The organism is Candidatus Binatia bacterium (assembly GCA_036382395.1).
In the GTDB taxonomy this organism is placed as follows: domain Bacteria; phylum Desulfobacterota; class Binatia; order HRBIN30; family HRBIN30; genus JAGDMS01.
Genome location: DASVHW010000440.1, coordinates 1 through 10208 on the forward strand (window position 1 = coordinate 1; position 10208 = coordinate 10208).

Genomic DNA, 10208 nt, shown 5'->3' on the forward strand with positions numbered 1-10208 from the left:
CCGCCCACGACGGCCACGCCCAACGGACGCCGCGACTCGGCTCCCGCTCCGACGCCGAGCGCGATCGGCAAGGCCCCGAACAGCGCCGCCATCGTGGTCATCATGATCGGGCGGAAACGGATCACGCAGCCTTCGTAGATCGCGTCGAGCGGCGCCTTGCCCTCCGTCCGCTGTGCCTGCAGCGCGAAGTCGATCTGCATGATCGCGTTCTTCTTCACGATGCCGATCAGCATGATCAACCCGACGAAGGCGTAGATGTTCAACTCCATCCGGAAGACCATCAGCACCAGCAACGCGCCGAAGACGGCGGATGGCAGGCCGGAAAGAATGGTGAGCGGGTGCACGAAACTTTCGTAGAGGATCCCGAGCACGATGTAGATGACCACGATCGCCAGCACCAACAGGATCCACAGACCGGAGAGCGACGACTCGAAGGCCTGCGCCGTGCCCTGAAACCCAGTCGTGATGGTGCCGGGCAGGTCCGTGCGTGCCAGGGCGTTGATCTTGCCCACTGCCTCACTCAATGACACCCCCGGCCGCAGGTTGAAGGAGATCGTCACCGCCGGCAGTTGCCCGGCATGGTTCACCGTCATGGGCCCGAGCCCCTCCGTGAACCGCGCCACCGCATCGAGCTGCACGAGCTGACCGTTCGACGCAGTCACGTACAGCATCGACAGCACCGCCGGATCGAGCTGGTACTGATCCCCCAACTCGAGGATCACCTTGTACTGGTTGTTGGGCGCGTAGATCGTCGAAATCCAGCGGTCGCCGTAGGCGTCGTACAGCGCATTCTCGATCTGCTCCGCCGTCACGCCGAGGCTGGAGGCTTTGTCGCGGTCGATGAGAACGTTCACCTGCGGGTTCTTGATCTGCAAGTCGCTGGTGACGTCCTGCAGCTCCGACAGCTGGCGCAGACGCCCTTCGAACCGTTGTGAGGAGTCGTACAACTCCTGCGTGTTCGGACTCTGCAACGTGAACTGGTACATGCTCTTCGTCAGTTGGCCGCCGATGCGAATCGTCGGCATCGGTTGCAGGAACGAGCGCAGCCCGGGGATCACGGTAAGCTCGCGGCGCAACTCCTGCACCATCTCACCGATGCTCGGCCGCTGAGACCGTGGCACGGTATGAATGAAGAAGCGGCCCTGGTTCGGCGTGCTGCCGGCGGAGGCGTTCGACCCCACCACGGTCGTGAACAAGGTGTCCACCCGGGGATCGCTGCGGAGGATCTCGGCCACCGCATGCTGGAGGTGCTTCATTTCTTCGAACGACGCGCCCTGCACCGCTTCCGTGATGCCGAAGATGGCGCTCTGGTCCTCATCTGGAATGAAGCCCTTCGGCACTTGCACGAACAAATAGCCGGTCGCCACCAGGATCAGGAGAGAGGCGAGCATCGTGCTCAAGCGATGGTGCAGCACCCACTGCAAGCTGCGCTCATACAGGCGCAGCAGTGCGTCGAAGAACCGCTCGCTGGCGACGTAGAGACGGCCGTGCCGCTGTTCGGATGGTGGGCGCAGAAAGCGGCTGCACAGCATCGGCGTCAGGCTCAGCGAGACGAAACCGGAGATCAGAATGGCCACGCAAATGGTGACGGCGAACTCATGGAACAGGCGCCCGAGAATGCCCGGCATGAACAGCACGGGAATGAACACGGCCGCGAGCGACAAGGTCATCGAGAGGATCGTGAAGCTGATCTCGCGCGAGCCATTGAGCGCCGCCTCCATGGGCGACTCGCCCATTTCCATATGGCGGACGATGTTCTCCAGCATCACGATGGCGTCATCGACGACGAACCCGATCGACAGCACCAGCGCCATCATCGACAGGTTGTCGAGGCTGTAGCCGAGTTGCGACATCGCGGCGAACGTGCCGACGATCGACAGCGGCAGCGCCAGGCTCGGGATGAGGGTCACCGAGACGTTGCGCAGGAACAGGAAGATCACCAGAATCACCAGCGCCAGTGCCAGCACCATGGTGAGCTTCACGTCGTCGATCGAATTGCGGATCGTCTGCGAGCGGTCGAAGAGCAGGTGCAGTTTCACCGACGGCGGCATCCAGCGCTCGAAGGTCGGCAGCAAGTCTTTGACCGCCTGCGCGACCGCTACCGTGTTCGTACCCGGCTGGCGCTGCACCGCCAACACCAACGAGCGCTCCAGCGTCTGGCTGTCGCCGTACCACGACGCGGTCTTATCGTCCTCGACGCTGTCGATCACCTGTCCCAACTGGTCCAGGCGCACGGGCGCACCGTTGCGATAGGTTACGATGACCGGCCGGTACATGGCGGCATCGGTGAGCTGGCCGGTGGCCTGCACCGTCAGCGCGCGCCGCTCGCCGTACAGCGTCCCGGTCGGGATGTTCACGTTGGCGGAACGCACCGCCTGCTCCACCTGATCGATGCCGATGCCGCGGCTGGCGAGGGCGTGCGGATCCACCTGTACGCGCACGGCGTACTTCTGTGAACCGAACACCTGCACCTGCGCCACGCCGCTGACCATCGAGATGCGCTGCGCCATCAGCGTCTCGCCGTACTCGTCGATGGTCCACAACGGCAACGTCGCCGAGGTCAGCCCGAGGAACATGATCGGCTGATCCGCCGGGTTCACCTTGCGATACGTCGGCGGGCTCGGCATACCGGGCGGCAACAGCGGGGCTGCCTGCGTGATCATCGCCTGCACGTCCTGCGCGGCCGCATCGATGTTGCGGCTCAGATCGAACTGCAAGATCACTTGCGTGGCGCCGAGCGAGCTCATCGAGTTCATCGAGGCCAAGCCGGCGATGGTCGAGAACTGGCGCTCCAGCGGCGTCGCGACCGCGGACGCCATGGTATCGGGGTTGGCGCCCGGCAAGCTCGCAGTCACCAGGAGGGTGGGGAAATCGACGTTGGGCAGATCACTCACGGGCAGGACGCGGTAGGCGGCGATGCCAAAGATGACGATGGCGAGCATGATCAGCGTGGTCGCCACCGGACGCCGAATGAAGGGCTGCGCCAGGTTCATGTCTTACCGCGATTTTGCGCTGCCGGGCTGCTGCCCGTTGCTGTCGATTCCGCCCTTGATCTCCACTTTGCTGCCGGCGGCGAGGCGGATCTGTCCGCGGATGACGACGTTCTCGCCGGACTGCAAGCCCTTGTTGACCACCACGTCGTCATTCATGGAAATTCCGGTGACCACCGGACGAACCTGCACCATCGAATCCTGGCCGACGACGAAGACGTATTGCCCTTCCTGCCCGGTCTGGATGGCCGCGTTCGGCACCAGCAGGGCGTTCGGTTCCGTTCGCAGCGTCAAGGCTACCGTCACGAACTGCCCCGGCCACAACATCTCGTCCGCGTTGGGAAAGGTGCCCTTCAACAAGACGGTGCCGGTCTTGGTGTCCACCGCGTTGTCAATGAAGCTGAGCTCGCCGGTACTCGGGTGGGATCCGTCCGCACCGAGAAACGCCTGCACCGTCAGCTGGCGTGCCGCTGCGCTGCTGCGGATCTCCGGGAGCTGCTGCTCGGGAACGGCGAAGGCGACGTATACCGGCCGAATCCGATTGATGGTGGCCAGCGTCGTATCGAGATTCTTGACCATGTTGCCCACGTGCAGCAGGAACTGGCCGATGCGCCCCGTGATCGGCGCGTGGATATAGCAGTACTGGAGGAGGAGTTTGGTGTTCTCCACGGCCGCCTGATTCGCCTTGGCCGCGGCTCCGAGCGATTCCGCCTGCGTGCGCACCTGGTCGTATTGATCCTTGGAGACGAAATTATTCGCCAGGAGACGCTGGTAGCGTTCGGCCTGCACCTGCGCGTTGGTCGCCTCCGCCCGGTCCTTCGCCAGATTCGCCTCGGCTTGCTGGAGTGTTGCTTGAAACGGGCGCGGATCGATGACGAAGAGCAGATCGCCTTCATGGACTTCCTGGCCTTCCTGGAAGTTGATCTGCGCCAGCTGGCCGTCGACGTGCGATTTCAGGGTCACCGTCGAGTACGCGTCCACGTTGCCGATGGCGTGCAACTGCACCGGCACGTCTTTCTGCACGACCGCGGCAACGTTCACCGGCACGGCCTCCGGCGCGCTGGCCGGCGGTGTGGAGCGGCAACCGGTCATCGCAACCGCGCTGCACAGCGCCACGCTCAGCATGAGCAACCAGGGGCAACGCGCCAGCCTGGCGCCGGCGCGGCGATTCACCGTTCGATCTTCAACTCGGCTCAGCATCTCTTCATTCCCAGCGGCGCGGTGACCAGCCTCACGCGCAGGCATTTATGGAACTGACCAGTCAGTTCGATAAATACTGAAGCCGCCGATCAATCGCAAGTGACCGCAGCCCGGAGTCGGATTTGGCCGGTAGCTACCGGATGACCTCAGATCGCGGCCGGATCAGCCGGATCGACGGCGATTGAACCAAATGAGATGGGTAAGATAATTCCTCCGTATTGGGGCAACCACGTTGATTGCGTACGGGCTCGTGGTGAATCGTCAGCCAGCTACTCAGCTTCGTCTTCTTCGCCGAACGCCCGTCACTGAGCCTGATTGTGGGTGGGGCCTTGATTGTGACGGGTGGGTTCGTCATCCAGATGGGAACCCAGTGAGGTACGCCTCAGGCCGACGAGGCCTGCCTCGCGCGTAGCGCTGATCGCCCATCGTTAAGAATCATAGGCGGTGGGCCATATGCCCGGGCTCGGCGTCCGCGGCGCGTCACGACGCGATCCTTTGGGGAACGATTCGTTCGGCTCTGGCCGGATCCAAAGCCACAGGCAGGACGCGTAGATGATGACGTTCAACACCCAAAGCCCGATCTCGACATAACGCACTGTGTCCATACCCCGTGCGAACGCAGCCTTCGTGCCAGCCGGTGCACGCAAGGGCCCAGGTATGCTTTGCTTACCGGTCAGCACGGACATTCCAACCTGCATTGTGAGATCGTGCGACCTGCAGCAATGCGGCGTGGCCTCGGCGCGTTCGCAGCGACAGGTATCCTGCATTCTGCACGACGCCGCATTGCGGGTTGCACGATGCGAAGTTGCAACGGACTCCCTTGGTGTCGCGCCGCCAAGCGCAGCAACGCAGGCATGCGCCGTGCTGCCTTCCCGCGGACTTGCATGATGCAGGGCGGCATTGCCGTTTGCGATACGGCGTGCCGCGCGAGGAGGAGTACTGAATGGCAATGGTGCAACCGCAGCAGCCGGCGCAGACGGCACCCGTCGGTGGCTCCGGTCGGCCCCAGATCATCGTCTTGACGACGGCGATGCTGGTGTTCATTTCGTTCTGGCGTGCCGCGGCCATCGTGCTGTGCGACCTCGCCTCGACGGCGTACTACATCGGCGGCATCGTCGAGCAGGCGGTCGGCAAGGCGGCGCCCTGGTACATCTTCGCGGTGATGGCGTTCTCGTATGCCGTGCGCGGCGTCTACATCGAGTCGTGCGCCATGTTCGTGCGCGGCGGTGTCTATCGCGTCGTCAAGGAGGCCATGGGCGGGACGCTGGCCAAGATCTCCGTCTCCGCCCTCATGTTCGATTACGTGCTCACCGGTCCGATCAGTGGCGTGTCGGCAGGGCAGTATATCGTCGGCCTGCTCAATGAGTTTCTGCGCGTCATTCACTTCTCGGTGACGCTGCCCCCGGACGCCACCTCGGCGGCGATTGCCGTGGGCATCACGCTCTACTTCTGGCGCCAGAATACTCTCGGCATCGAGGAGTCGAGCGACAAAGCGATGAAGGTCATGGGCGTCACCACCGTCATGATTTTCCTGATGTTGGGGTGGTGCGGACTGACACTGTGGATGCGCGGCGCGACGCTGCCGCCCTTTGACCTGCACTTCAGCAACGAGTCCTTGGGCTGGCTCGGCGGCACCGGGTGGGAGAAGAACGTCGGTGCGCTCGGCATCATGATCGCATTCGGTCATTCGATTCTGGCCATGAGCGGCGAGGAGTCGCTGGCGCAGGTGAATCGCGAGATTGCCTACCCGAAGGTGAAGAACCTGCAGCGCGCCGGGTTCGTGATCTTTCTCTACAGCATGCTCATGACCACCCTGATCTCGTTCTTTGCGGTCATGATCATTCCCGACGACGTGCGCATGAGCACGTACAGCGACAACCTGATCGGCGGGCTGGCGATGTCTGTGGTGGGACCGCTGTCGGCGCGCCTGGTCTTGCGCGTGTTCGTCGTGGTGGTCGGCTTTCTCATTCTGGCCGGCGCCGTCAACACCGCCATCGTCGGCTCCAATGGCGTGCTCAACCGGGTGGCCGAGGACGGCGTACTCCCGGACTGGTTCCGTCACCCGCATCCCCGCTACGGCACCTCACACCGGCTCATCAACCTGGTTGTGGGGTTGCAGATTTTCACCATCGTGGCGAGCCGCGGCGACGTCTACGCCCTCGGTGAGGCGTACGCCTTCGGGGTGGTGTGGAGCTTCGTCTTCAAGGCTCTCTCGATGGTGATCCTGCGTTTCAAAGACAAGCGACCGCGCGCTTGGAGGGTGCCGCTCAACGTGCGTGTCGGACGCATCGAGCTGCCGATCGGTCTGGTGCTGATCTTCTTGGTTTTGCTGGCGACGGCGCTCGTCAACCTGGCCACGAAGCGGGTGGCCACCGAGTGGGGCCTCGGGTTCACCGTCGCCCTGTTCGCTCTCTTTGCGTTCACCGAGCGTTTTTGGAGACACCGGCGGACGGCCGACCACGAGCTGGAGAGGTTCAATGTGCGGTACACACCGGAGCTCGATGCAGCGCGAATCGGGCTGGGCAAACGGCCGTGCAAGGTTGTTCCCGTCCGCGATCCGAAGAACCTGGCTCACCTCGACCGGGTGTTGAAGGAAGCGGAACATGAACCGATGGATGTGGTGGTGCTGACCGTCAAAGTCGAGCATGGTTATGGCGCCAACGGCGATCCCAAATTCACCCCGGAGGAGCAAGCCATCTTCACGGCCGTGGTCAACTTGGCCGAGCACCACGGCAAGACCGTCATCCCCCTGGTGTTGACCTCGAACGACTCGCTCTTCGCCATCGCCCGCACCTCGCAGGAGCTCAACGCCACGGAAGTCATTCTGGGACGCTCGGCGAAGTTCACCCCGGATTTTCAGGCCGAATCATTCGCCTTGCGTTGGGGACAGGTGGAACCGGACGAGGGCCGGGAGATGGTGATGCGGGTGGTTTCGGAGCACGAAGACCTCCGGTTTACGTTCTGAGCGTCCGCCACATACCCTCGCGGGGTCCCTTCGGCTGCCCTCCTCCCAGTGGGGAGTGTCGATAAATGACCGGCCGTTGGTTTCGTCTACCGTATTTTCCGCGTGCTTCCGTAGCGGCGCAGCATGCTGCGCCCCTACATTCGGAGAAAATCGACAGTCTCCGGCGGGAGGGGGAGCGGCAGCCCTATTTGACATACGCTGCGCCGCCTTTTATTAGTGACTGACTGGTCAGTTTCGGAATGCCTTCGTCAGTTACACCGCCTGTAGTGCCGCACGTCCGGCGTGGCCGTCCGCCCATGGTGGGAGTGCGACAGGAGATCCTGCGTGCGGCGGAGACCATCTTCACACGGCATGACTTCCATGAAGTCCTGATGGAGGACGTGGCGCACGAATGTGGTGTCGGGAAGGGCACGCTGTATCGGTATTTTCCGAGTAAGCACGACCTTTACCTCGCCGTCATGTTCGAGGGCATCGGTGCCCTGCGCGACGATTTGCAGGTCGCTCTCAGAAAACCGGGGGAGCCGGCCGAGAAGATCAAGTATATCGTGCGCTGCATACTCAGCCACTTCTGGGACCGGCGCTTCTTTTTTGCGCTCATCCACCGCAACGAAGACAAGCCGCAAGATCCTGATGGGCGCGAATGGCTTCGCCGCCGCGCCGAGATTGTCGACATCGTGCAACGCACGCTGGAGGAAGCCATTGCTGCCGGGCACATGCGCGCGCTGAGCCCGCGGATTGCGGCGGAGATGCTGCTGGGAATGGTGCGTGGCGTGAACCGCTATCACGGGCGACATGACACGCTGGAAGATATGGTGGGTGCGGTCGTCAAGATCTTCTGGCACGGCGTGGCGGTCGACTCGCCTCGCGTGCGGGAGCACAACGACAGAAAGAGGAGACGGTGAATGCGAGCGCTGATACTGGTAGCCTTCGCGGTGGGCTTTCTTGCAGACGGAGCGATCGCCGACGAGGCGCCGGCGCCGAAGACTCTGACTGAGTGCATTGCGATCGCCGTGCAGCAACACCCCAGCCTGAAGGCGGCCACGGCCTCGGTGGAAGCCGGTCACCAGCGGGTGCGAGAGGCCGCGGCGAACTATCTTCCCCAAGTCAATGCGAACTACGGAGCCCTGCGGCGGCAGACGAACTCTGCCGCTTTCGGCGGTGCCGGCGGTCAAGCGTTTCGGTCTAACTTTTACAGTACCGGCGCAGGCCTCACGCAGATGCTGTTCGATTTCGGCCAGACCCTCAATTCCATCCGCTCGGCGCAAGCGGCGGAGCAGTCGCTGCAGGCGAATCGGACGACACAACGCGAGGTCGTGGGGCTCGACGTCAAGCAAGCCTACTTCAACGTGCTGGCCACGCGCCGCTTGCTGACGGTGGCGAACGAGACCGTACGGCAAAACCAGAAGCACCTCGAGCAGGCGCAAGGCCGTTTCAACGTTGGACTTGCCGCCAAGTTCGACGTCACGCAAGCCCAGGTGCAGCTGGCCAACGCCGAGCTCAATCAGGTGACGGCGCGCAACAACGTTGCCGTGGCGCGCGAGACCTTGCGCAATGCGCTGGGACTGATCGGACCGCTCGACTTCGACATCGTCGATAACTTCGATGTCCACGAGGTCAGCATCACCGAGAACGACGCCCTCGCCGCCGCCTACGACCAGCGCCCGGAAGTTCAAGGCATTCGCGCGCAGGAACTCGCCACCAACGAGCAGATCAGCGCGCTGCAGAAGAACTACCTTCCGTCCGTACAAGCTAAAGCCGACTACAATTACTTGGGCCTCGACTATCCGCTGAGTAACGTGTGGGATTTCGGTGCCACCGTGAACCTCAATCTCTTCAACGGTGGCCTGACGACGGCGCAGGTCGGCGAACAGAAGGCCAACCTGTCCAACCTGAAGTTCAACGAAGAGGTGTTGCGCCAGAACATCGCGCTCGAGGTGCGGCAGGCGGTGCTCAATTTGCAACAAGCAGCCGAAAGCATCCGCGTCTCCGAGAAAGGGCTGCAATTGGCGCGGGAGAACCTCGATCTCGCCGAGGGCCGTTACAGCACCGGAGTCGGGAACATCATCGAGTTGACCGACGCGCAGACCTCCCTCACCACCGCGGAAGCCAATCACGTGCAGGCCCTGTACACCTACAAGACCAGCGTCGCCGCGCTGGAGAAGGCCACGGCCCAGCAGTTGGCGACGGAATAGGAAGGTTCTCGGGGGATGCGGGCGCGAACACAACGGACGTTCTACGCGATTGTCGTACTGGCGGGGCTCGGATTTGCGGCCCTGATCTGGCAGCGGGCCAGTGCCGGCAGGCAGACTGCGGGGAGCGCCCGGCCCTTGCCGTTGGTGCAGGTGGCCAAAGCGGGACAGGTGAACCTGCAGCGCACACTGTTGCTCACCGCCGACATCCTGCCCATCCAGCAGGCCGACCTGATGGCCAAGGTGGCGGGCTATCTCGACGCCATCTACGTGGATCGCGGTGACCGCGTGCGCGCCGGGCAGGTGCTGGCGATGATCAGTCAACCGGAGCTCGAGCATCAGCTGCAACAAGCCCAGGCAAACTACGATTTCGCCAAGGTCACCTTTGAGCGTACGCGGGAGCTGTTCGCCAAGGATCTGATCGCCAAGCAGAACCTGGACGATGCGGCCAACAAATACGAAGTGGCGAAACGGATGCTCGACGTGCAGCGCACCTACGTGCAGTACGCCAGGATCGTCGCCCCCTTCGACGGGTATGTCACCAAACGCTACGTCGACCCCGGCGCGCTCATTGCGCAGGGCAGCAGCTCGGCGTCGGGCGGCAACACGGTGGTGACGGTGATGGATCTGTCGCAGGTGAAGGTGTTGGTGAACGTGCCGGAACGCGATATCGGCAGCGTGCACCTGACGGATCCGGTTTCGCTGACGGTCGACGCCTAGCCCCGATCGAACCTTCCAGGGCAAGGTGACCAAGTTTGCGCCGGCGCTCGACCCCTCCAGCCGAACGCTCTTGGTCGAGATCGACGTGCCCAACGAAGAGCTGACGCTCAAGCCCGGCATGTTCGCCCGCGTGACCTTGGTGCT

Annotated in this window: 6 protein-coding genes; 4 read left to right on the forward strand and 2 right to left on the reverse strand. The window is 63.1% G+C overall.

From position 1 onward, the window contains the following. On the reverse strand, positions 1 to 2993 hold a 2993-nt coding region (locus VF515_21790; protein ID HEX7410262.1), incomplete at its 3' end, for an efflux RND transporter permease subunit. 3 nt (positions 2994 to 2996) lie between these two features. Beyond that, positions 2997 to 4190, reverse strand: coding sequence for an efflux RND transporter periplasmic adaptor subunit (locus tag VF515_21795; protein HEX7410263.1), 1194 nt, complete (start codon positions 4188 to 4190; stop codon positions 2997 to 2999). Between the two features lie 943 nt (positions 4191 to 5133). Here VF515_21795 and VF515_21800 point away from each other — a divergent pair. The 4 genes from VF515_21800 (at position 5134) to VF515_21815 (ending at position 10064) form a co-directional block, all read left to right on the forward strand. Next, positions 5134 to 7155, forward strand: coding sequence for an APC family permease (locus tag VF515_21800; protein ID HEX7410264.1), 2022 nt, complete (start codon positions 5134 to 5136; stop codon positions 7153 to 7155). A gap of 296 nt (positions 7156 to 7451) precedes the next feature. Further along, positions 7452 to 8057 (forward strand): TetR/AcrR family transcriptional regulator, encoded by a 606-nt coding sequence (locus VF515_21805; GenBank protein ID HEX7410265.1) that lies wholly within the window; start codon positions 7452 to 7454, stop codon positions 8055 to 8057. Continuing rightward, positions 8058 to 9347, forward strand: a complete 1290-nt coding sequence (locus VF515_21810) for a TolC family protein (protein ID HEX7410266.1) — start codon at positions 8058 to 8060, stop codon at positions 9345 to 9347. Positions 9348 to 9362: 15 nt separating this feature from the next. Beyond that, on the forward strand, positions 9363 to 10064 hold the full coding sequence (locus tag VF515_21815) for an efflux RND transporter periplasmic adaptor subunit (GenBank protein HEX7410267.1): 702 nt from the start codon (positions 9363 to 9365) through the stop codon (positions 10062 to 10064). The last annotated feature ends 144 nt before the right edge of the window (positions 10065 to 10208 follow it).